Source organism: Rothia sp. HMSC062H08, assembly GCF_001810775.1.
Lineage (GTDB): Bacteria > Actinomycetota > Actinomycetes > Actinomycetales > Micrococcaceae > Rothia.
Map to the genome: position 1 here is coordinate 94,471 of NZ_KV802674.1, position 21,927 is coordinate 116,397.

The window sequence follows — 21,927 nt, forward strand, 5'->3', positions numbered from 1 at the left end:
TTACGTTCTATATGTCTGTTGTGAGTGTCCGCCGGGCTCTGGATTCGGTTGCCTCGATTCGGGGCCTCGGATTCGGTTTCCGGCGGGCTTTTGTAGTTTGTAGCAGTGAACCGCCGCTAGATTGCCGGTCGGTTCTGCTCAAAAAGCAGGAACTGGAAGGTCTTCACCGTCTGGCGGATATGGCGGGCAATATCCTCTTTATCTTCCAGGTCGCGGGCGAACTCCAGCTGACGAAGCACCGCGGAGGCAAGCTGGACCTTTGCGCGTGATCGCTCCCGGAAGTGATCGGTCAGCGGGTCAGCGGGGGTTCGGCGCGGGAAGGGGCCGCGGCGACCGGCCGCGTCAAAAGCCACCCAGTCAATAGTGTTCAGGTAATCGGTGAGCACCTGTTCGCACTTCATGTAGTGCATTTTCATTCGTTTCGCGGACTCGGGGAACTCCTGAAAGGGAGCTCGGGGGTCCTTGCCATTGGCGTAGTGGAAGCTCTGGAAAATGACCTCCCAGAGAAGGTGGGTTACACGAATGATGGTGTTGTCATCCTCGTGGGCGCGGTCTGTTTCGAGGATTTCCTCGCTGACCACCGGTTCACGCAGACCCAGAACGGCGTCCTCTTTGGAGGGGAAGTAGTTGAAGAAGGTACGCGGGGAGACGCCCGCCTCCTGGGCGATTTCTTCAACGGTGGTTCCGCGCATCCCATGGTCGCGGACGCGTTTGAGGGCTGCTTCGTGGATTGCCGTCCAGGTTTGTTCGCGGCGGCGTTCGCGAAGGCTCTGTTCCTTTTTCTGCATAACTGCAATTATTTCACCACTGCACACAATGCTCAAGTGCATTTTTAGCGTTAAGGCTCACAGCATAGCCGGCTAACCTCCGGCCCCGCCACTGGCACACAACACCCGCACACAATACCGACACATCACATACGAAGCGGCAAACCCACTCCCCCCCCCCGCCCCACACGAAATACCGGCATAATAGAGGGATGAACTTGTTTGCCCCCGCCTACCTCGACTTCCTGCCCGACTGGCTACGCCTCGCACTCGGCATAGCCGATATCCTCATCCGACTCGCAGCCCTCTGTTGGCTCCCCTACAACCGCAAACCCGTGGTTGCCCTGGGCTGGCTCATGGCCATCTTCTTCATCCCCTTCGTAGGGTTCATCGCATTCCTCGTCTTCGGCTCCTCGCGCCTGCCCGCCTACCGCCGCGCACGCCAACACGCCATGAACGACTTGATCCGCGAAGTCAGCGAGAACAAGCCCTTCCTCACCCGCACCGACGACCTCTCCGACCCCGCAAAGGCAGCCAGCCAGCTCAACTACACCCTGGGCTCACTCCCCCTGGTCGGCGGCAACCAATTCACCCTCCACACCGACAACCACGAGGCAATGGTCGCCATGGCGGAAGAAGTCGACCGCGCCACCAAATACGTGCACTTCGAGTTCTACATCACCGCCTACGACGAGGCGAGCGCAGTCCTCTGGGACGCCCTCTTCGCAGCCCACGAACGCGGTGTACAGGTGCGCGTACTCCTCGACCACATCGGCTCCTGCAAATACCCGTCCTATAAGAAACTCGTGAAAATGCTCAACGACTCGGGTATGCAGTGGCGCCTCATGCTGCCGCTCAAACCGTGGAAACTCAAGTGGCAGCGACCCGACCTGCGTAACCACCGCAAGGTCCTCGTCGTGGACGGACGCGTCGCGTTCTCCGGTTCGCAGAACGCTATTCACCGCTCCTACGACATGCCCGAAAACATTAAGAAGGGCTTGGAGTGGAAGGACCTGACCTTCTCCTGCACCGGCCCCATCGTTGAAGAGCTCAACGCCGTTTTCGTCTCCGACTGGTACTCCGAAACGAACCAGCTGATCCTGGCAGAAATTAACACCAATATCCCCTACTACAAGGATGGGATGCGCGCCCAGGTTGTGCCCTCCGGCCCCGGTTTTGAAACCGAAAACAACCTGCGCCTCATTAACTACCTGATCTACAACGCCGAGCGGCGTATTACCATCTGCTCGCCCTACTTCGTGCCCGAAGAGACCCTACTGCAGGCACTCACGAACGCCGCCTACTCCGGTATTGAAACCACCGTGATTGTGTGCGAGAAGGGCGACCAGTTCCTGCCGAACATGGCGCAGCGCTCCTACTACGAGCAGCTGTTGCAGGCGGGGGTGCGTATTCTGCAGTACCCCAGCCCGACCGTGCTGCACTCCAAGTTCATGATGGTCGACGACGAAATCGCGTTCATTGGCTCGTCCAATATGGACCCGCGTTCCTTCTCGCTGAACATGGAAGTGTCAACGTTCGTCATTGACCGCAAAATGGTGGCGATGCTGGATGAAGTATGCGCCGAATACGAGCAGGTCTGCACCGAGCTGCTGTACACCCAGTGGGCGGAGCGCCCGCGCCGCATCAAGATGACGGAGAACCTCTGCCGACTGTGGTCATCGCTCCTCTAAACTATTTTTCGCACACTCGCAGGGTCTGAGTTTTCATCCCCGCACTCGCCAAAGGACTATCGGTTGCCCCTTCTAATTCGTAAAGCACGGCGCAAATTCGCTGAACTCGATGCACACGATGTAGCCCACCGCATCTCCGCGTACACCTACGGTAATTTCTTGGTGCTGGCGGCTCTGCTGAGCGTCTACGACGCGAACGCTATCTTTGACGGCACCGCGATTCTCTACATTACGGGTACCGGTCTGACCACCTACATTGCCCACGTCATCGCAGAAATGCAGGAGTACCGGGTACTGCACGGCGGCACCCCGCCGCGAGAATTCGTCAAGCACGCGCTGGGCAACGCAAGCCCGATTCTGGGTACGACCGTATACCCCGTGCTGTTGCTGATTCTGGCGGCAATCCTACCGCCCGGCGCCACCTACGAGATCATTTTTGACTACACTATTCTCCTCTGTCTTGCGACCGTGGTGTGGCGTATTTTTAGCCTCAACTTCGCGATTGCTCGCTACCGCGGCGAACCGCTCTGCTGGCGTACCTTCCGAAGCGCTGTGTGGCTCACCTTCGCCGTTATTGTTCTCGCGATTGTGAAGATTATGTTCACTCACGCTGGTAAATAACCTCAAAGCTCCCCTGAAGCTCAGATTAACCGAGATCAGGGGAGCTTTTGTATGCACCATCGCTGGGATGCGCCGGGCCACATGCTAGAGCAGCGCTATACATTAGGACGGGGCTACCGGCTAGAGCCGCAGCTGGATGCTACATCGGTTCGCCCGGGCCCTTCAAATCGGCGGAGTACAAATACCACACGAAGAGCGCCACTGCAATGTAGAGAACCGTGCACAGGCTCAAAGTGATGATGTGGCGACGGCGAGTAATACTCAAATACCCAATAAACTCACGGATAAAAGCATTCACCGCAAAATACAGCTTCGTACGAGCCCCCGCACCCCAGCATTCCAGACCCAGCGAACGTGCCAACAGCAACGCACGGAACAGGTGGTAGCTGGTTGTTACCACAGCAACTTTCGGGGTTTTACCCTCGGCAACCTCCGGCATCAAGGCGTAAGAGAAGAGCAGGTTCTCGCGGGTGTTCACCGCGCGGTCCTCCACAATAATGTCCGCCTCGGGAATGCCGCGGGGTACAGCGTAGCGAGTCATCGCCACGCCCTCGGGCACCTCCTCATCCGCGCCCTGACCGCCAGACATAATCAGCTTCGAGCCGGGGTTCTTACGGTAAATTTCAATGCCGCGATCGATACGACCCGCCAACAGCGGAGTCACCTGGTCACCAATAAGACCCGAACCAAGCACCACCACATAGTCAGCCTGCTGGCGGAAATTTACCAGGTTCAACGCTGCCGCCACAGTAAAGCCCACCGCGTAGATAGTGAAATAGGTCAGCACCAGCGAAAAATAGAAATAAATAGTGCCCCACACGCCGCCAAACGGAACATTCTCCACCGAACCGGGAACAAAGAACGGCCCCACAATAAGAGCGACACCGGCAGCCAATGCCAAAGAATTAGTGAGCGAAAAACCCTCACGAGCAATAAGGCGCACACCGCTATAAAGGAACAGACCGGTCAAACCCAGAGGCGTAAAAAGCGAAAGAATCACCGGAATGATAACAATGAGGAGCGCCAGCACCAGCAAAATCTGGTTCTCTGACACAACCGCCATTGCGCCCAGGCTCGTACCCAGCAACCCCACGGTCACAATCAGTAGCCAGCCGACAAACACGCTACGGCGTTCCCGCAGGTAGAGGCAGATAAAAAGCACCGGCGAAAGCGCCGTCAGCGCGTACAGCACCACCAGCGGGATATATAGAGAAGAACCGGGAGGAGGAAGAAACTGCATAAATTGGATCCCAAAGAATAAGTAAAGTGTGCGCCCGCTGAAAATCGGGAGAATCAAAAAAATTCTTCACACAATTCTATCCCCACCGCTGTACATCTATCGCTGCAGGCCCGCCGCACACAAGCGCATGCAGAAAAGGCAAAAGGGCAAAAAGAAACACGCGACACCTCCGACATTGCATACTTTCGTATGCGGCGAATGTATCGCGCGTTCATTTCTACCCTGGACTAGTTTAGCGCCATAAACGGTTTCCCGTGTGGATTGAAGAAGGTTTAATCTGCAACCACTCCGGCGCAAGCAGGCGAACAGCCTTCGCACAACCCGACAAAGCAGTAATAATCGACTCGCAACGCTGATTAAACTCGCTCTGGTGACGCTTATCCACAATCTGCCCCGGAAAATGGCGATGCATCTTCGACACAGAGTCGCTACTCTCCTGCAAACCGTGGCCCGTATGGCCCGGAACATGCTTCACCAGCACACGCTTCTCGCGGATAGCCTCCGTCAAAGCACGCATCTGAGCCACAACACGCTCATCCTGAATGCCCTCAGAAACCCAGGCTTCAAAAGCCCAACGGCTATGCGCCAAACGCAACACAAACGTCAACGCACCCAAAGAATCCGTATGAATAATCAGGCGGCGCGAACCGCTATGGAACACCGTATAAGCCGCCAACATTGCAGACAGCTCACCGGTCATAATGTTCACGCCATCATAGTGGGCATGAAAATAGAAGCCGTCCTCACTCACGCCGGCGATACCCATACGGCCGCCACGCTGATACTTCTTATTGTGAGTCGAACGGAACGAACAATCCGTGAAAACGCTATAGTCCTGCAGCTGAGCCAGCGGACGAGGGGTCAGTGCCTCCTCCACCATCTCATCCACAGCGGTACGTGCCGCACACACCTCAGCCTGCATCCGCTCATACGCGGGCGTGCCAGCAAGCTTCACATGCACTTCACCCAAAGAATGGTTATCGTACGGGTCCAGCACCTTCTCAAAGGCGCGGTACTCCATAATCCCCTTCAACTGGTCGCAATCACGGAAAAGATGCTTCAAATTCTTACGGTCAGCAGCAATCGTCACCAGGTTCTGACGGTACTGCTCAGGAACCACATCCCACGCAGAAAGCACGGCACGGCCCAGCAGACGCGGATGCACCTCATCACAGCACTCCATCAGGGAATGAACGTGAGTGAAAAGCATCAGCTCCTCATTCACCACCGTGCGGGTGCCGTCCTGCTTAGAAATAAAAACCACCGTCGACAACGCCGAATAGCAAAAACCCTGCGCCGTACGATGCTCCTGAGCCACCGCAATCACAGCAACGCCCTGATTCGTGTACCCGGCAGGGTACGAGGCGCTATAGTCGGGAGCCTCCCAAGTCAGGGTGCATCGTTTGATATGCGCCGGTGAAAATCCCATGAGTGTCACCCCCCATGTGTGCCATACCGCTTCTCCTTCCATTCATGCGGTGTATCGTCCTCGTTCTTTTATAGGTCGAAAAGAAAGGGGCACGCAAATATAAAACACCTTTTTTACAGTTAGCGAATGGGCCAGCCGAAAATCCTCTCACCCGCCGCCACAGCGCAAGAAAACCACGACCATTGCCTCCCCGAACCGGGGGTGAAGGTGTACGGTAAAAGAGTCATATACAACGCGGCCTCACGCCGCCCACCCCATAAGGAGAGCCCCATGATTGGTGTTTACGCCGGAGTATCCGTCAAGCCCGAGCACGTCGAAGAATTCCTCAAGACCATCGAACCGCTCGTGACCGCAAGCCGCCAGGACGAAGGCAACGTCAGCTACGACTTCGGTGCCGTCTCCGACACCGACTTCGCATTCATCGAGCGATGGGAATCCCAGGAACTACTCGAAAAGCACATGGGCGCCGAGCACTTCCAGAAGGCTGTTGCCGCATGGGAGCCGCTGCTCTCCTCCGAGCTGGACGTTCGCATCGTCAACTTCCGCTAAGCGACGTTAAATACCGAAGGTGCCCGGCACCCCCTCTGTGAGGGGCGCCGGGCACCTTCGTATATCACCCTTGGAGACGAGCGCAGCTACTCGCGGCGCGCCTTTATGCTCGGTCTAGCGGCGTTCCAAACCGACCTCCACCGAATCAAGCGTGAAACCATTCGTCGCGCTCACGCAATGCACCTTACCGCTATTCACCGACTTGCAGGTGTAACCATACGCGGTCACCACCTGACCGGTCGGCAGTGCAGTAATACCCTCGGTATTCACCGGCTCCGGGGTGGCGGTCTGACCGACCAGGCTCACCGCAGGAGCCTGGCCCTGCCCCATGTGCACGCGCTGCTGCGCCTTACCGGAGGCGGCATCCCACCCCTCCAGGGTCACGCCCACCAGCGCCTGGCAATCCACGCCCGACGGGGTCACCGAGCACGCAACCTTAGAGTCCGGGCTGGTGAAACGCAGCGCCTCAACAGTCTTCACCGAATCGCCCTGACCGAAAGTACCGCCGCCGTACGCTTCAGCGAAAGTCAGCGTACCCGAGAGCATGCGGGTCTGCGCCGGAATCAACGCCAGGCGAGGCTTCTCAACGCTACCGCCCTGCGTGAAGCAGGCACCCGTAATGTAGTCGCGGCCCTGCACCTTCGTGGCGCACTGATACCACTCAACACTCGCCGAACCGTCCTGGTTCTTGCGGCTGTTGAAGAGGCGCACCGCCTCCTGAGCCTTCGCGCAATCCGAACCGTCATACACGTAAATACCGGCGGAACCACCCAGCTGGCTGGTCATGCCGCAGCGGGTGCCCGCATCGATAGTGTTCGCGGAGCCGCTCGCCGTGGCGTATGCAGCCTCGAACTCGGCATCGGTGCTCGGCTCATCCGTGGGGGTCGCTACCGAGTCGTAGGTTGCCGGGGAGTCCAGGCCGGCAGAAATCTGGACAGTATTCGGCTTCCAGGAGCCATCCGCCGCGTGGAACAGGGTCTTTGCATCAACGGGCGCGGAAGAAGTCGCCACCATCATCGGGGCGGTTTCAGAATCATCAGCCTGCGGCTGAGCGGAGCAAGAGCTCAAAGCGAGCGCACCGATGCAGGCAAGAGCCGTCAGGGCACGACGAGTAAAAGCACGCTGTGCGCGCGCGGGCAGGGTAACCATGAATGCGTCCTCGTGAGGGTTGCGAATTGCGTTGTGTCGAGTGGTTGTGCTGAGTCGGTGAATCGGGTACCTAAAATACCCTCTTACACCCTACTGCAACACCACTGACAAGGCAATACGCCGCACCGGGTATCCCACGACGGTGGACAAAGATACGAACAAAGACGCGGACAAAGAACAGCGCCCCGCCCGCAGAAAAACCGCGGAACGGGGCGCCAGCCCATAGGGCAAGTATTAAATTCTCACACGATGCGTGAAGGGCTTATGCGTCCTCGGGCAGGATGCGCACGCCGCCCTTATCAGCCGAAGCAGCCAGCATGCCGTACACCTTCAGGGCGTTCGATACGTGACGCTCACGCGGCTTGGTCGGACGCCACGGTGCAGCGCCCTTCGCCTCACGGCGAGCAGCAAGCTCCTCATCCGAAACGTTCACACGCAGGATGCGGTTGTTCACGTCGATCTCAATCTCGTCACCGGTCTGCACCAGGCCGATAGCGCCGCCAGCAGCCGCCTCCGGGGAGACGTGACCAATCGAAATGCCCGAAGTACCGCCGGAGAAACGACCGTCAGTGATCAGTGCACACTTCTTGCCAAGGCCCAGACCCTTCAGGTAGGAGGTCGGGTACAGCATCTCCTGCATGCCGGGGCCACCCTTCGGACCCTCGTACTGGATGACGACAACGTCGCCTTCCTTCACGTTCTTCGACAGGATCTCGTACACAGCCTCGTCCTGCGACTCAACCACAAAAGCGCGGCCCTTGAAGTGGAACAGCTCCTCATCAATACCAGCGGACTTGATGATTGCGCCGTCCTGGGCGATGTTGCCGTACAGGACCGCCAGGCCGCCGTCCTTGGTGTACGCGTGCTCCACGGCGCGGATGCAGCCGTTCTCAGCGTCAGTCTCGTGGGACTCGTACTTGTTCGCGGTGGAGAACGCGTGGGTGGTGCGCACGCCACCGGGAGCAGCGAGGAACAGTTCCTTCGCCTTCTCGCTCGCCTTGCCGCTGCGGATATCCCACTCGTCCAGCCACTCGTCCAGCGAATCAGCGTGAACAGAATGAACGTTCTTGTGCAGCAGGCCGGCACGGTTCAGCTCACCCAGCAGGGCGGGAATACCACCGGCACGGTGCACGTGCTCAATGTGGTACTTGGTGGAGTTCGGGGCAACCTTCGCCAGGCAGGGAACCTGACGCGAAATGCGGTCAATATCCTTCAGGGTGAAGTCAGCACCCGCCTCGTGCGCAATCGCCAGGGTGTGCAGCACGGTGTTGGTCGAACCGCCCATCGCCACATCCAGCGCCATAGCGTTCTCGAACGCCTCCTTGGTCGCAATGGAGCGGGGCAGAACCGACTCGTCATCCTGCTCGTAGTAGCGCTTAGCCAGCTCAACGATGCGGCGGCCAGCGTCCAGGAACAGCTCCTTACGAGCAACCTGAGTAGCCAGGGTGGTGCCGTTACCGGGCAGAGCCAGACCAATCGCCTCATTCAGGCAGTTCATGGAGTTCGCGGTGAACATACCCGCACACGAACCGCAGGTCGGGCACGCATTCTTTTCAACCTGAGCGAGCGCAGCGTCACTGACGCTATCGTCAACAGCCATCACCATGGCGTCAATCAGGTCGAGGCGGTGCTCAACAATACCCTCAATGCCCTCGCCGGACTCCATGGGGCCGCCAGAGACAAAGATGGTGGGGATGTTCAGGCGCATAGCCGCCAGAAGCATACCGGGGGTGATCTTGTCACAGTTAGAGATGCAGACCAGCGCGTCGGCACGGTGCGCGTTGACCATGTACTCGACCGAGTCAGCGATCAGATCGCGGGAAGGCAGCGAGTAGAGCATACCGTCGTGGCCCATCGCAATACCGTCATCAACAGCGATGGTGTTAAATTCCTTGGCGACGCCGCCAGCCTCACGAATCGCGCCGGCGACCAGCTCACCCATGTCCTTCAGGTGCACGTGGCCGGGCACGAACTGGGTGAAAGAGTTCGCGATAGCAATAATGGGCTTGCCGAAGTCGTCATCGCCCATGCCGGTGGCACGCCACAGGGCGCGGGCACCAGCCATGTTACGGCCGTGAGTTGAAGTACGTGAACGCAGTTCTGGCATTGTTTTACCTTCCGTAGTGATGCAAGTACTGATTTTACGCGCGGCGTCCAACGCTCTTCAGCTCAGGGTCACTTTGGTTTCATGCATCGAAACGCGCACGAGCCTGCAACCGCCTATCGGTGGGAGGGTTGAGGCCACGGGGGTTGTGCCGGATCTGCGGCAGAATTGCCCCCTTTGGGGTAGACGGGGGACATCACCCCATTATGCCCCCTAATCTGGAATGAGCCCAGGTTCCGGGCGGCGATATTCAGTCGGCGAACGCACCGGGAGGCGGCGGGCCGCTGTGCCTGCCGCGTACGGGCCTCGCTGTGCATACGTAGCAGCACACGCAGCACCGGCGCGGTTCGTTTCCAACACACTGATTTATACACGCTGAACCCTGCTTACATTTCAGAAGGTTTCCATGACACAGGCACCCACCGCATCGCTCACCCTCACCCCGGCAACCAGCCCTGCAACCACCCCGGCAGGTGGCAAGGATTTCGCGTCCTCCGTCATCTACCAGGTGTACCCCAAGTCCTTCTACTCCTCGGCGGGTGGCGCCTACGGCGACCTGCGCGGCGTCATCGAGAAGGTGCCCTACATTGCTTCCCTGGGCGTGGACATGGTGTGGTTCAACCCGTTCTTCGCCTCCCCGCAGAACGACAACGGCTACGACATCTCCGACTACTACGCCATCAACCCCGACCTGGGCACCATGGAGGACGTCGAAGAGATGATTGCTGCCCTCGCCAAGCACGGTGTGGGCGTCATGTTCGATATGGTGCTCAACCATGTTTCGACCGAGCACGAGTGGTTCCAGCGTGCGCTCGCCGGTGAGCGCGAGTACTGGGATTACTTCTACATTCGCCCCGGCAAATACACCGAGGATGGTCAGCTGCGCGAACCGACCAACTGGGAATCGAAGTTCGGCGGCCCCTGCTGGTCCCGCTTTGGCGAGTACACGGATGAACACGGCACGCCCCTGTTCTATATGCACCTGTACGACCGCACCCAGGCGGACGTGAACTGGTACAACCCGACTGTGCGCGACGAACTGTTTAAGGTCGTGAACTTCTGGTACGAGAAAGGTGTACGCGGTTTCCGCTTTGACGTCATTAACGTCATCGGTAAGGGTGAAGAGCTACTCGACGCCCCCGAAGGCACCGTGGACAAGGCACAATACACCGACACCCCGATTGTGCACACCCGCATTCAGCAGCTGAACCGCGCATCCTTCGGTCAGTATGATGACACCGTGACCGTGGGCGAAATGTCCTCGACCAGCATCGAAAACTGCGTGGGCTACTCCAACCCGGCAAACCACGAGCTGGACATGGTGTTCAGCTTCCACCACCTGAAGGTGGACTACGAGAACGGCGAGAAGTGGTCGAAGGTGCCGTTCCGTTTTGCCAAGTTGAAGCAGATCCTGAACGATTGGGCACTGGGTATGCAGGCCGGCGGCGGCTGGAACGCGCTGTTCTGGAATAACCACGATCAGCCGCGCGCGCTGAACCGTTTTGGTGACGTTGAGCGTTACCGTGCCGAATCGGCAACCATGCTGGCGACCGTGATTCACCTGCTACGCGGCACCCCGTACGTGTACCAGGGCGAGGAAATCGGCATGATTGACCCGGTCTACTCCTCGATTGAGCAGTATGTGGATGTGGAGGCGCACAACGCCTATGCGATGCTGCGTGAGCGCGGTCTGAGCGAGCAGCAGGCACTGGAGATTGTAGCCTCGAAGGCTCGCGATAATTCGCGTGTGCCGATGCAATGGGCCGCGGATCCGGCGACTGCCGGTTTTGGTTCCACGTCGCCGTGGCTGACTCCCGCCCCGGTGCGTGACGCGGCGACCGGTGCCGGTATTTCGGTGGAGGATGAGGAACGCGACGGCGTGATTCTGCCCTACTACCGCAACCTGATTGCCCTACGTAAGCAGTACCCGGTCATCTCTGCGAGTTCGTACGCGCCCTACGCGCTGGATCACGAGCGGGTGTTTGCGTACCTGCGTGAACTGCCCACTGAGGCTAGTGCTGAGAACGGTAGCCCGGCGCAGCGCCTGCTGGTGCTGACGAACTTCTACGGTGAGCCGACCGAGGTTGAGGTTCCGGCTGAGTTTGTTCGTTCCGGTCGCGTGCTGGTGTGTAATTACAAGAATTCTGCGGTCGATTCCGCTGTGGCGGATTCTGCTGTATCTGATTCGGCTGAGACGGTGGCGCTGAGCCTGCGCCCCTACGAGGCTCTGGCGCTACTGATTGAGGGCTAAAAGCTACTTGCATACCCCTCCACTAACCTGTGGGAGACGTATGGGAGATAGGCGATATAAACCGACCTGGCAATATTCTATTTCTAGAATATTCCCAGGTCGGTTTTGTTTATAGACATTCCTATAGAGGAATTTATGTGGAATATCAGGCAGACTTTTAGAAGCCGTGCTCGTTCAGCCAGGCAGCCGCCGCCTGCGCGGGCTCCTGCTTAGAGGTACCCGAAACACGGTCATTCAAAGTACGCAAATCAGCGGTAGTGAGCTTCGCCGAAACGCGATTCAGAACCTCCGCCGCAGAGTCGGGAACTCGCGACGTATTGATAATGGGCAGCACCTGCTGAGCCAGAATCATGTTCTTCGGATCCTCCAGCACCACCAGCTGATTCTGCTCAATTGCGGGGGTGGTCGAGTAGAGGTCCACCACCTGCACGGTGTCATCCAGCAGGGCCTTGACGGTCAGCGCGCCGCCGCCATCCGAGAGGGGCACAAACTCGGCGGGGACGCATCCGTACTTCTCTTTCAGACCCGGGATGCCGTAGGCGCGCTCGGCAAACTCTGGGGCGGCGCCGAGCTTCAGATTCGTACAGCGGGAGGCGAGGTCTTCGATGCTTCGCAGACCGTATTTCTGGGCGGTCTGTGCGGTGACCACGAGCGAGTCCTTATCCTCCGCCTCGGAGGCGTTGAGGGCGCGGATTTCAGCCCCGGAGCCACCCGGGGTGAGGGTGCCGAGGGCGGCGGGTAGCGCCTGCAGAATCTCCTGCGCAGTGTTAGCTGTAGCCTTCGGGTCGAGGTAAAGCAGCAGGTTGCCGGAGTAGTCCGGGATAACGTCCACCGCACCGGAGGCGAGTGCCCCCAGGTACGCCTCGCGGGCGCCGATGCTCAGCTGGGTGCGGGCGTTGAATCCCGCTCGGGCGAGGGCTCCGGCGTAGATTTCAGCGAGAATCTGGGATTCGGCGAAGGCGGCTGAGCCGACGATGATTCCTTCGTGTTCGCCGCTGAAGACTTTGTCGCCGCTGAGCCCGCAGGCGCTGAGGATACCCGCCATGCCGAGTGCACCGGCGGCGGTTAGGGCAGTGCGACGTGAGAAGGTTTGAGGCGTCTGATTCATCGGGTTCATGCCTTCTTCCGGTTGATGGTGAGCCCCGCGGGGGTGAGCGCACGCTGCACAAGGCCCATGAGCGCGTCCACGGCGAAGGCGAGAAGCGCTACGAGCAGGGTTGCGACGAGCATGCGCGGGTAATCGCGCACGGCGAGCCCGTCGAAAAGGTACCTGCCGAGGGTTCCGCCGCTCAGGTAGGCGACGATGGTCGCGGTCGCGATGACCTGCACGAGTGCGGAGCGGAGCCCGCCGAGCATCATGTTGGCGGCGAGCGGGATTTCGAGGCGGGTCAGAATCTGCCATTCGGTCAGGCCTTGGGCGCGGGCTGCGTCCACGAGGTCTTCCGGCACGGCGGCGAGGCCTTCAAGAACTCCGGCGAGCAGGGGTGCCGCCGCAATAATAATGAGCACGATGAGGGCGGGCAGGGTTGAGACGCCCAGCCAGAGCGCCAGGATGGTGAGCAGACCGAGCGCGGGTAGCGCGCGGGTGGCGGCTACGGCGCTCATGAGCAGGTTGCTGCGGCGGCGGTTAGTGCCGTCGGAGGGTCGGTGGTGTCCAGCCCAGAGGCCGAGGGGCACGACGATGAGTGCCGCGCAGGCGGTGGCGAGGGCGGTGACGCTCAGGTGTTCGAGCAGGCGCACGAGGATTCCGCCGCTTCCCTGCCAATTGGCGCCGTCCATGAGGTAGGCGAAGGTTCGTTCTATGACGTTCACGGGTTACGCCTTCCTTTCGGGGCTGCGGTGGTTCGCAACCGTAGCCGCCTGCCAGGGCGTAAGTGCCCTTGTCAGAAGGATAAGAAGCAGGTCGAGGACCAGTGCCAGCAGCAGGCTAAGGATTACGCCAGCCAGGATTTCCGAAGGGATATTGCGCGCGAGTCCGTCGGTGAAGAGCGTGCCGAGCGAGGGTACACCGATGAGGGCACCCACGGACACCATCGCAATATTTGCCACGGTTGCCACGCGGATTCCCGCCATAATGACAGGTGTAGCGAGGGGCAGGTAGAGCTCCATCAGCGCCTGTCGGGGCGTGTATCCGAGGGCGCGTGCAGATTCGTGCACGCTATCGGGTACGGAGTCGAAGGCATCCACACCGGAGCGCACCATGAGCGAGAAGGAGTAGACACTCAGGGCGACGAGCACGTTCAGCGGGGAAATAATGGAGGTTCCCAGAATGAGCGGCATCAGCACGAACAGCGCGATCGAGGGGATGGTGTACAGCAGCGAGGAGAGGTGCATGAGGGTTCGCGCACCGATGCGGCGTTCAGAACCGCGGTCACGGCGACGGCTCGCGTAGTAGGCGACCGGCAGCGCAACGAGAGCACCAATCGCGACGGGCACGACGCCCTGGTAGAGGTGGCTGAGGGTCAGCTCGAGGATGCGCTGGCTGTTGGTGGCGACCCATTCCCAGTGCATATCGCTTGCGGCGAGGGGTTGCGTGACGAAAGGTGGTGCCGCGAGCACAATATTTTCTAGAAGACTCATTCGCTTTTCTCGCCTTCTACCACACCATTCTGTGCTTCTCGGGAGGCGGCAAGTCGGCGTGCGCGCGCCTGGCGCACCGTCTGCTCATCCAGCAGACCGGCAACGGAGCGGCTCACGAAGGAACGCACAAAATCATCGGCGGGGCTGTAGAGAATCTCTTCGGGAGTACCGAACTGTGCGAGGCGGCCGCCCTCCGCGAAGACGGCGATTGTATCGCCGAGCAGAAGCGCCTCATCAATGTCGTGGGTGACGAACACGATCGTCTTGGCGAGTCGACCCTGTAGGCGCAGCAGCTCTTTCTGCAGGTCGGTACGCACCACCGGATCCACCGCGGAGAACGGCTCGTCCATCAGCAGGACGGGCGCATCGGCGGCGAGAGCACGCGCCACACCAACGCGCTGCACCTGACCGCCCGAAAGCTGGGAGGGGTAGCGCTTGGCGTACGAAGGATCCAGACCGACTACTTCGAGCAGTTCGAGGGCGCGCGCCTGCGCCTCCTTGCGGGAGGCGCCGAGCAGGCGCGGTACGGTGGCAATATTCTGCGCGACGGTGCGGTGCGGCATGAGCCCGCCCTGCTGCATTACGTAGCCAATGCCGCGGCGCAACTCGTAGGGGTTCTTCTCGTGCACGTTCACGCCGTCAATGGTGATGGTTCCGCTATTGGGCTCCACCATGCGGTTAATCATGCGTAGACTAGTGGTTTTACCGCAGCCGGAGGGGCCGACGAACACGGTAATCTGACCGGCGGGAATATGCAGGTTCAGGTTCTGCAGTACCGTGGTGGGTTCACCGGTTCGGCTCGGGTAGCTTTTGGTGATGTTCTCGAAGCGGATTCCGCCCGCCTGAGCACTATCGACAGCAGCATTTTTTGCCCAGGGAATCTGGGGTGAGCCCGGAATTTGGGGTGAGATTTCCGGAGGCTGAGCGCTGGGATTCTGAGCGGTCATGGGTGCGGCAATCCTTTCTACAGCCTGGTGTTACAGCCTGGTGTTACAGCCCGGTTTTATAACCCGGTGCATGCGCCGTGCCCGCAGAAATATTTGGGTCAGTTTTCTGCGGGAAGCTTTCTAGAGTGAGCGTGGCGTTGTTTTCTTATACAAAAGGCGGCATCTCAGGGTTTTATTCCCAAAATGCCGCCTTTTCGACGGTTTTGCAGTATCTGCAACCGCAAAGTTTTTTAAAAACAAAACCCGCCCCACTGTAGAAGCCTGGAGGCGGATTTCGTGGCTCCGACCGGCGTCGATCCGGTGACCTTACGATTTTCAGTCGTACGCTCTACCAACTGAGCTACAGAGCCTTGCGTATTTACTTTTAGATACGCAATGACCGCGTCTTCGGATGAATAATCATCTGAACTTACGCGGCCAGAGCGACCCCGACGGGACTTGAACCCGCGACCTCCGCCGTGACAGGGCGGCGCGCTAACCAACTGCGCTACGGGGCCTTGTTGGAATCAACAGAAGTAAATTCTATATCATCTAACTTGGCTTTGCAAATCGTGAGATTTGCAAGTACCCCCAACGGGATTTGAACCCGTGCTACCGCCGTGAAAGGGCGGCGTCCTAGGCCGCTAGACGATGGGGGCCTAGTCGATCGAACAGGTTCCGTTTTCTTCATCCCGTCGTTCGAACCTCCACTAGTCTATGACAGGTTTGCGGAGGCGCGCAAACCGTTTTGTTCGATTTTGCCCGATTTTGACCCCCATTTTCGACGATTTATAGCCTGGCACATATGTATTTAAGCTTGTCAATGAGGATTCAGAAAAACTTCAAAAAATTTTAAAATTTCTTCACAACACCCCATATCAGGGGCTTTTGGAGGGGTTTTAGCGACTTTTGGGCGCCTACAGAGGCCTCGAGGAAGCCCTATTTTTTGCTCTGATTTCTACAAATTTCCTTCAGAATCTTTCAAAATTTTGCTCCAAAGAGAGTCAAAGATCTTTGAACGACCCTTCACAAGAGTTCCGAAAATCCGTTTTCCGCTCCCCCACTCGCCTCACGGCAGTCCAAAAAATCTCCAAAAAATTTTCAGTACTTTCTGCAGCGCCTATATAAGGTGCACACGGAGGCGCTACCCGGAGTGCAAAAACGCAAGAGAGTGCACGGCGAATTCTGCAGTGAATCCTGCGGCAAATTCTGTGGTGAATCCTGCGATGGACTCCGTGGTGCATCTTCGGTGAATCTGGCGGCGCATCCCTTCAGCAAGACTCGTCTCAACCTTCAAGCGACCCACAAAATTCTGCCGCGCAAAGCAACTACAGGCCAGAATGCACGTAGATGCAAATATTCACTCTTGGGAATACAATAAACCGGCTTGTCAGACGCTTATTTTTCTCTCAGTGCAGATATCTACGCAATTATGACGACGCAGAAATATAAAGATTTGATAAACCTCTAGCGATTGACAAGGACAGATGAAAGCCAGCTGAAAATACCCCCTGAAATGGCTTGAAGCCCCCTCTTTGAGCACCGTACTATAGAGGGCGTGAGGTCACTTCCGGACCTTGTACGGGGCCACTTCCGGAGCCCCAGACGTAAAGTCACCGCACATTACAGCACCGATAAACCGCATAGAGATCCAAAGGGGGATCCAGTGTCCGCAACGATGAATCGCCGCACGGCATTCCGTGCACTCGGCGTAGGCACCGCAACCATCGCTCTCGGTTGTGCAGCTGCACCCGCAGCGCAGGCACAGCAGATGGCGCACCCGCAGAAAGCAATGACTGCCGACCAGCAGCTCAAGCTGATTCTGCGCCGCCTAGAGCAGGTACCTGCCCGTTTGAAGTATGCGAAGCCTGGATCCTCCAACCGCGTTAATAGCGGCATTGAGAGCGCACTGGGCAACCTGACCACCGTCCAGGGCACTGACGCAGGCCGTCAGATTGCAAGCGCTAAGGCCGCTGTTCGTAAGTCTGATGGACGCGCCCACGCAGCTCTCTCCCCCGTTGGTGTTATTGCCTGCGTTGTCAGTATTGCAAAGTTTGTCATTCAGCTGGGCATCGCCATTTACAAGCTTATTAAGGCACTCGTTAACGCCTTCAAGCAGTGGAAGACCTTCAAGAACATCGTGAAGGCCGTCATTTCTGGTGAAGCCCGCAAGAAGCTGGGTACTGAAACTGAAACCGTACTCAAGGCCATTTTGGGCATTGAAGACGTCCTCAAAAAGTGTGCATAGTCTACACACCGTACGGCTATGCGCTTGTTTAGAGAGCTAATCTTGGTGTTTCTTTAGCTTTCTAGACCCCGTTAAGGGATGCGCCGCACGTGGAGTCACTGCATGGGCTCGTTGCGCGTCCGGGTAGCCGGAGGGTATGTCCTCGAGTGTCTTCGGCACCTACCCAGCCCACCCCGCATGACCTCATGGTGCGGGGTGGGTTTCTTTAACCGCTCTTTCGATAACTCTTCCGGGCGAGCACTTTCGGGGAACCCTCCCCGTTACTCCCCCGCATCCTTATATATAGACAAAAATCGACCCCGCACCGGCTCACGGTACGGGGTCGATTTCTATGCTCTACGTACTCAACGTAAGGATTACTCGCCGCGGGAGACGTTGATCATCTCGTCGCGGTCCACAACCTTCACGCGGGCGCGAGGCTCACCGGCAGCGTCCTTGGATGCGGCGCCCAGTGCCTTCTCGTGGTCGTCCAGGCGGTGCCAGCCTTCCCAGGTGGTGTACTTGATGCCCTTGGAGTCCAGGTATGCGCTGAATGCCTCTGCCTCCGGCTCGGGTGCGGTGTAGAGGTTCTCGCGGTCCTCGAGCAGGTGAGTGATGGTCTCGAGCGCGTCAGACTTGGTGGAGCCGATCAGACCGACGGGGCCGCGCTTAATCCAACCGGATGCGTACAGGCCGGGAACAACCTCGCCGTTCTCGTCCACGACGCGACCCTCAACGTTGGTGATGACGCCGCGCTTGTCGTCGTAACCGATTTCGGGCAGTTCGGAACCAAAGTAGCCGATCGCGCGGTAGACAGCCTGTACGGGGTAGTCCACGTACTCGCCGGTGCCGATGATACCGCCGTTGCCGTCGAGCTTGTTGCGTTCAATGCGCAGGCCCACGACCTTGCCGTCTTCGCCGAGGATCTCGTGCGGGGACTGCAGGAAGTGCAGGTGCAGGCGGCGGGATGCGGTCTGCTCATTGGTCTTCTGGTCTTCCAGCCAGCCGCGCAGGGTCTTCATCATGACCTTGGTCTGCGCGTTCTTCTCCATTGCTTCTTCGGAAGCAGCGTCGAACTGGAAGTCCTCTTCATACAGGACGATGTCCACGTCGCGGGAGTGTGCGAGTTCGCGCAGCTCGAGCGGGGTGAACTTCATCTGTGCGGGGCCGCGGCGACCGAAGACGTGCACGTCGGTCACGGGAGAAGCCTTCAGGCCCTGGTAGACGTTGTCGGGGATTTCGGTGACGAGCAGGTCGTCAGCATGCTTGGAGAGGATGCGGGAGACGTCCAGGGCGACGTTGCCGTTACCGAGCACTGCAACCTGCTCAGCTTCGAGCGGCCAGGTGCGGGGGTAGTCGGGGTGGCCGTCGTACCAGGAGACGAAGTCTGCTGCGCCGTAGGAGCCGTCCAGGTCGATGCCCTTAATGTTCAGGGGTGCATCAAAAATCGCGCCGGTTGCGAAGATGATGGCGTCGTAGTGTTCGCGCAGGTCGGCGAGGGTCAGGTCCTTGCCGTATTCGACGTTGCCGAAGAAACGGATGTCGCCGCGGTCCAAGACCTTGTGCAGCGCGGTGATGATGCCCTTGATACGGGGGTGATCCGGTGCCACACCGTAGCGGATCAGGCCGAAGGGGGCGGGGTAGCGGTCGAAGATGTCGATGGCGACCTCGACGGCGCCGGTGCGGACCTCTTCAGACTTGGTGAGGATGTCGGCGGTGTAAATACCGGCGGGACCTGCACCAATAACGGCGACGCGCAGGGGGCGTGCTGCTTCAGACACGAAAATCTTCCTTTCGAAGTTCACCGTCCGGCGCCCGGTGCGGCGCGAACAGGCGGTGAGCTTAGTGTTCACTTCCTGCCTATTTTACCGGGGATTGACGGGTGTTCGGGGGCTTATATGTCGTCGCCCACTAAATAGGACAATTTTCTGTCACCTAATCCGGGCGGGGTCACCTAATCCGGGGAGGTGCGGCACGGTCGGTTCCGGAACCCTGCGCACGCGGCGGGCGTAAAAACTGCCCCGCCCTCCGAGGTGCAGGAGGGCGGGGCAGGGTAACGAAGACTAGAAAGCAGGGACTAGGAGGCGGGTACCGCCTCAAAGGTCACGACCAGTTCGTCACGCTCACCGAAGCGGACCAGGTGGCGGTCCAGCACATCCGCCAGACCAGCAGCCAACTCGTCACTTTCGGCGCGCACCTCCATGATGAGGGCACCGTCGATTTCGCGCAGGTCACCGTAGCCGCGGAAAATACCGTCGCGGTTGAAGGTGAGGCGCAGACCGTCGGGCAGTTCTGCGGTGCCGAGCTTGCGGCCCATGTGCGAGCCGAGCTGCTTGATGTATCGGGCGGGGCGGTCGGTTGCTACGACGGCGCGCTGGCGTACCGGCAGGGATTCCGCGGCGGGGTAGTTCTCAGCGGTGTTTTCCTGGGGAGTTTCAGTCACGGTGGATTCCTTCTCATCTATGCCGGAAAAGGCTCACCACACGGAACCTGGCATCCGGCGACGCATGTTTCACCTCGAATATAGCAGAAACTTAGGGTCTACTAACCTAACAAACTATCATTGTTCGCGCAGAGGCGAGAGATAGTTACCGCTATTACGCCCCCAAAAAATCTCTGAACGAAAGCTGGGAATTTCCTGGATTAACGCTTAGAGAAACTTTAACCGTAGAATATTTCGGTACAACAGTGTCACCTCCCCAACACACCGGGAAGTGGCACTTTTTTATGCGGGATCGGAACCCCGAACCCCGCCCCGACTATGAGTATCTACGGATTTTCACGAATGTCTTCTGAGAACACCGCGGCTCCCCAGAGCCCCAAGGCAGAAGCCAAGGGCGCACTGGACCGTTACTTCAAGATCACTGAGCGAGGCTCCACCATCGCCGCAGAATTCCGCGGCGGCCTCGCCACCTTCTTCGCGATGAGCTACATCGTCGTGCTGAACCCCCTCATCATCGGCCTCGGCAAGGACGCATCCGGCAACGCCCTCGGCGTACCGCAGGTCGCAGCAATGACCGCACTGGTCGCAGGCGTCATGACCATCCTCATGGGCGTCGTCGCCAAGCAGCCCTTCGCCATGGCGGCAGGCCTCGGCGTGAACGCGCTGCTGGCAACCACCATCGCCTCCACCCCCAACCTGACCTGGCCCGCCATCATGGGCCTCGTCGTCTGGGCTGGTGTGCTGATGACCATCCTCGTGCTGACCGGCTTCCGCACCGCAGTGTTCAACGCGGTTCCCGAATCGCTCAAGGTTGCAATCGTCGTCGGTATCGGCTTCTTCATCGCCTTCATCGGCCTCGTCAACGCAGGTATCATCCGCCGCATGCCCGACGCAGCAGGCACCACCGTGCCCGTCTCCTTCGGCGTGAGCGGCCACCTGCTCGGCTGGCCCACCCTGGTCTTCCTGTTCGGCCTGTTCCTCACCATTGCGCTGTTCATCCGTAATGTGAAGGGTGCAATCCTCTACGGTGTGCTCGCCTCCACCGCCCTCTCCATCATCCTGGAGAAGGTCGTGCCCTCCGGCAGCTCGCTTCAGTCCCCCACCGGCTGGTCTCTGAACGTCCCCGTCTGGGACTCCAACACCAGCAAGCTGCCCGACTTCTCCCTGTTCGGCTCCGCTGACCTGTTTGGCGCCTTCGGCACCCTCGGCGGCATGGCTGCAGTTCTGCTGATCTTCACCATCCTCATCTCCGCGTTCTTCGACGCAATGGGCACCTCCGTCGGTCTCGCAACCGAAGCAGGCACCATCAAGGACGGCCAGATCGAGAACGTCGACAAGGTCCTGCTCGTGGACGCTCTCGGCTCCGTAGCCGGCGGTGGCACCTCCTCCTCCGCAAGCCAGATCTTCGTGGAGTCCGCAACCGGTATCGGCGCGGGCGCACGCACCGGCTTCGCGAACGTCGTCACCGGCGCACTGTTCCTCGTCGCGATCTTCCTGTCCCCGCTGGTCACCATCGTGCCCTTCGAAGCTGTTGCACCCGCAATGGTGTTCGTTGGCTTCCTGATGATCCGCCAGGCAGTGAACATCGACTGGAACGACTGGGGTCTGGGTATCCCCGCGTTCATGACCATCATCTTCATGCCGCTGGCATACTCCATCGCGGACGGTATCGGCGCAGGCTTCCTGTCCTACGTCTTCATCCGCCTGGTGCAGGGTCGCGGCAAGGAAGTTCACTGGCTCATGTACGTGGTTTCCGCAGTGTTCCTCATCTTCTTCGCTAACGGCCTGATTACCGGCTGGATGCACTAAATACATCGGGTGCCTCACCCTCCACACGTGGAGGAGCGGGCGCCATCAGGGCGGGGTATCGGCACCTTCGGGTTGCCGGTACCCCGCCCTGCGCTATTCTTCCCTCTACCCCAACTACCCAATTCTGGTTGCAGGGGTCGG

General features: G+C 59.1%; 17 protein-coding genes and 3 tRNA genes. 6 read left to right on the forward strand and 14 right to left on the reverse strand.

Going from position 1 to position 21,927, the window contains the following annotated elements; all coding sequences use genetic code 11:
- Window positions 1–116 precede the first annotated feature (116 nt).
- A complete protein-coding gene (locus HMPREF2765_RS07615; protein WP_239662189.1) occupies window positions 117–788 on the reverse strand; it encodes a TetR/AcrR family transcriptional regulator in 672 nt (223 codons plus the stop codon).
- A gap of 191 nt (window positions 789–979) precedes the next feature.
- On the opposite strand from HMPREF2765_RS07615, the gene cls reads away from it, so the two are divergent.
- The gene (gene cls / locus HMPREF2765_RS07620; protein ID WP_049338249.1) at window positions 980–2,458 is read left to right on the forward strand and encodes a cardiolipin synthase; all 1,479 of its coding nucleotides are present in this window, start codon (window positions 980–982) and stop codon (window positions 2,456–2,458) included.
- Window positions 2,459–2,521: 63 nt separating this feature from the next.
- Window positions 2,522–3,079, forward strand: a complete 558-nt coding sequence (locus HMPREF2765_RS07625; RefSeq protein ID WP_049340248.1) for a hypothetical protein — start codon at window positions 2,522–2,524, stop codon at window positions 3,077–3,079.
- Window positions 3,080–3,218: 139 nt separating this feature from the next.
- Here the strand turns inward: HMPREF2765_RS07625 and HMPREF2765_RS07630 are convergent, their stop codons facing one another.
- Window positions 3,219–4,319 (reverse strand): YdcF family protein, encoded by a 1,101-nt coding sequence (locus tag HMPREF2765_RS07630; RefSeq protein ID WP_246824944.1) that lies wholly within the window; start codon window positions 4,317–4,319, stop codon window positions 3,219–3,221.
- Between the two features lie 232 nt (window positions 4,320–4,551).
- Window positions 4,552–5,748: an RNase H family protein gene (locus tag HMPREF2765_RS07635; protein WP_049338251.1), complete on the reverse strand. Its 1,197-nt coding sequence runs from the start codon at window positions 5,746–5,748 to the stop codon at window positions 4,552–4,554.
- 270 nt (window positions 5,749–6,018) lie between these two features.
- Here HMPREF2765_RS07635 and HMPREF2765_RS07640 point away from each other — a divergent pair, with 270 nt between their 5' ends.
- A complete protein-coding gene (locus tag HMPREF2765_RS07640) occupies window positions 6,019–6,297 on the forward strand; it encodes a putative quinol monooxygenase (protein ID WP_049338252.1) in 279 nt (92 codons plus the stop codon).
- 114 nt (window positions 6,298–6,411) lie between these two features.
- On the opposite strand, the gene HMPREF2765_RS07645 is transcribed toward HMPREF2765_RS07640, so the two are convergent.
- A complete protein-coding gene (locus HMPREF2765_RS07645; protein ID WP_070605082.1) occupies window positions 6,412–7,446 on the reverse strand; it encodes a 2-oxoglutarate dehydrogenase in 1,035 nt (344 codons plus the stop codon).
- Window positions 7,447–7,708: 262 nt separating this feature from the next.
- Window positions 7,709–9,553, reverse strand: coding sequence for a dihydroxy-acid dehydratase (gene ilvD, locus HMPREF2765_RS07650; protein WP_049350477.1), 1,845 nt, complete (start codon window positions 9,551–9,553; stop codon window positions 7,709–7,711).
- Between the two features lie 403 nt (window positions 9,554–9,956).
- Between ilvD and HMPREF2765_RS07655 the strand changes: the two genes are divergently transcribed.
- The gene (locus HMPREF2765_RS07655; RefSeq protein ID WP_070605085.1) at window positions 9,957–11,801 is read left to right on the forward strand and encodes an alpha,alpha-phosphotrehalase; all 1,845 of its coding nucleotides are present in this window, start codon (window positions 9,957–9,959) and stop codon (window positions 11,799–11,801) included.
- Between the two features lie 157 nt (window positions 11,802–11,958).
- Here the strand turns inward: HMPREF2765_RS07655 and HMPREF2765_RS07660 are convergent, their stop codons facing one another.
- From HMPREF2765_RS07660 to HMPREF2765_RS07690, 7 genes are all read right to left on the reverse strand, one after another.
- Window positions 11,959–12,909, reverse strand: coding sequence for an ABC transporter substrate-binding protein (locus tag HMPREF2765_RS07660; protein ID WP_049346714.1), 951 nt, complete (start codon window positions 12,907–12,909; stop codon window positions 11,959–11,961).
- Window positions 12,910–12,914: 5 nt separating this feature from the next.
- Entirely contained in the window at window positions 12,915–13,613 is a 699-nt protein-coding gene (locus tag HMPREF2765_RS07665; protein ID WP_044150830.1) for an ABC transporter permease, read from the reverse strand.
- Window positions 13,614–13,616: 3 nt separating this feature from the next.
- Entirely contained in the window at window positions 13,617–14,381 is a 765-nt protein-coding gene (locus tag HMPREF2765_RS07670; RefSeq protein WP_070605088.1) for an ABC transporter permease, read from the reverse strand.
- Entirely contained in the window at window positions 14,378–15,328 is a 951-nt protein-coding gene (locus HMPREF2765_RS07675) for an ABC transporter ATP-binding protein (RefSeq protein ID WP_070605091.1), read from the reverse strand. Before HMPREF2765_RS07675 ends, HMPREF2765_RS07670 begins: the two co-directional genes overlap by 4 nt.
- A gap of 277 nt (window positions 15,329–15,605) precedes the next feature.
- Window positions 15,606–15,678 (reverse strand) — tRNA-Phe (locus HMPREF2765_RS07680).
- A gap of 73 nt (window positions 15,679–15,751) precedes the next feature.
- Window positions 15,752–15,825 (reverse strand) — tRNA-Asp (locus HMPREF2765_RS07685).
- Window positions 15,826–15,893: 68 nt separating this feature from the next.
- A tRNA-Glu gene (locus HMPREF2765_RS07690) sits at window positions 15,894–15,966 on the reverse strand.
- Window positions 15,967–16,973: 1,007 nt separating this feature from the next.
- Here HMPREF2765_RS07690 and HMPREF2765_RS07695 point away from each other — a divergent pair.
- Complete coding sequence (locus tag HMPREF2765_RS07695) at window positions 16,974–17,555, forward strand: hypothetical protein (RefSeq protein ID WP_005507238.1); 582 nt, start codon at window positions 16,974–16,976, stop codon at window positions 17,553–17,555.
- Window positions 17,556–17,911: 356 nt separating this feature from the next.
- On the opposite strand, the gene HMPREF2765_RS07700 is transcribed toward HMPREF2765_RS07695, so the two are convergent.
- Entirely contained in the window at window positions 17,912–19,315 is a 1,404-nt protein-coding gene (locus tag HMPREF2765_RS07700; protein WP_049340232.1) for an FAD-dependent oxidoreductase, read from the reverse strand.
- 296 nt (window positions 19,316–19,611) lie between these two features.
- On the reverse strand, window positions 19,612–19,977 hold the full coding sequence (locus HMPREF2765_RS07705; RefSeq protein WP_049340230.1) for a DUF2218 domain-containing protein: 366 nt from the start codon (window positions 19,975–19,977) through the stop codon (window positions 19,612–19,614).
- A 342-nt stretch (window positions 19,978–20,319) separates the two neighbouring features.
- Between HMPREF2765_RS07705 and HMPREF2765_RS07710 the strand changes: the two genes are divergently transcribed.
- On the forward strand, window positions 20,320–21,786 hold the full coding sequence (locus tag HMPREF2765_RS07710) for an NCS2 family permease (RefSeq protein WP_049353437.1): 1,467 nt from the start codon (window positions 20,320–20,322) through the stop codon (window positions 21,784–21,786).
- The last annotated feature ends 141 nt before the right edge of the window (window positions 21,787–21,927 follow it).

Bases quoted from the DNA above. Each gene is read 5' to 3' on its own strand.
- HMPREF2765_RS07615 (WP_239662189.1), bottom strand. From the start codon at position 788: ATGCAGAAAAAGGAACAGAGCCTTCGCGAACGCCGCCGCGAACAAACC.
- cls (WP_049338249.1), top strand. From the start codon at position 980: ATGAACTTGTTTGCCCCCGCCTACCTCGACTTCCTGCCCGACTGGCTA.
- HMPREF2765_RS07630 (WP_246824944.1), bottom strand. From the start codon at position 4,319: ATGCAGTTTCTTCCTCCTCCCGGTTCTTCTCTATATATCCCGCTGGTG.
- HMPREF2765_RS07635 (WP_049338251.1), bottom strand. From the start codon at position 5,748: ATGGGATTTTCACCGGCGCATATCAAACGATGCACCCTGACTTGGGAG.
- HMPREF2765_RS07640 (WP_049338252.1), top strand. From the start codon at position 6,019: ATGATTGGTGTTTACGCCGGAGTATCCGTCAAGCCCGAGCACGTCGAA.
- HMPREF2765_RS07645 (WP_070605082.1), bottom strand. From the start codon at position 7,446: ATGGTTACCCTGCCCGCGCGCGCACAGCGTGCTTTTACTCGTCGTGCC.
- ilvD (WP_049350477.1), bottom strand. From the start codon at position 9,553: ATGCCAGAACTGCGTTCACGTACTTCAACTCACGGCCGTAACATGGCT.
- HMPREF2765_RS07655 (WP_070605085.1), top strand. From the start codon at position 9,957: ATGACACAGGCACCCACCGCATCGCTCACCCTCACCCCGGCAACCAGC.
- HMPREF2765_RS07660 (WP_049346714.1), bottom strand. From the start codon at position 12,909: ATGAATCAGACGCCTCAAACCTTCTCACGTCGCACTGCCCTAACCGCC.
- HMPREF2765_RS07670 (WP_070605088.1), bottom strand. From the start codon at position 14,381: ATGAGTCTTCTAGAAAATATTGTGCTCGCGGCACCACCTTTCGTCACG.
- HMPREF2765_RS07675 (WP_070605091.1), bottom strand. From the start codon at position 15,328: ATGACCGCTCAGAATCCCAGCGCTCAGCCTCCGGAAATCTCACCCCAA.
- HMPREF2765_RS07710 (WP_049353437.1), top strand. From the start codon at position 20,320: ATGTCTTCTGAGAACACCGCGGCTCCCCAGAGCCCCAAGGCAGAAGCC.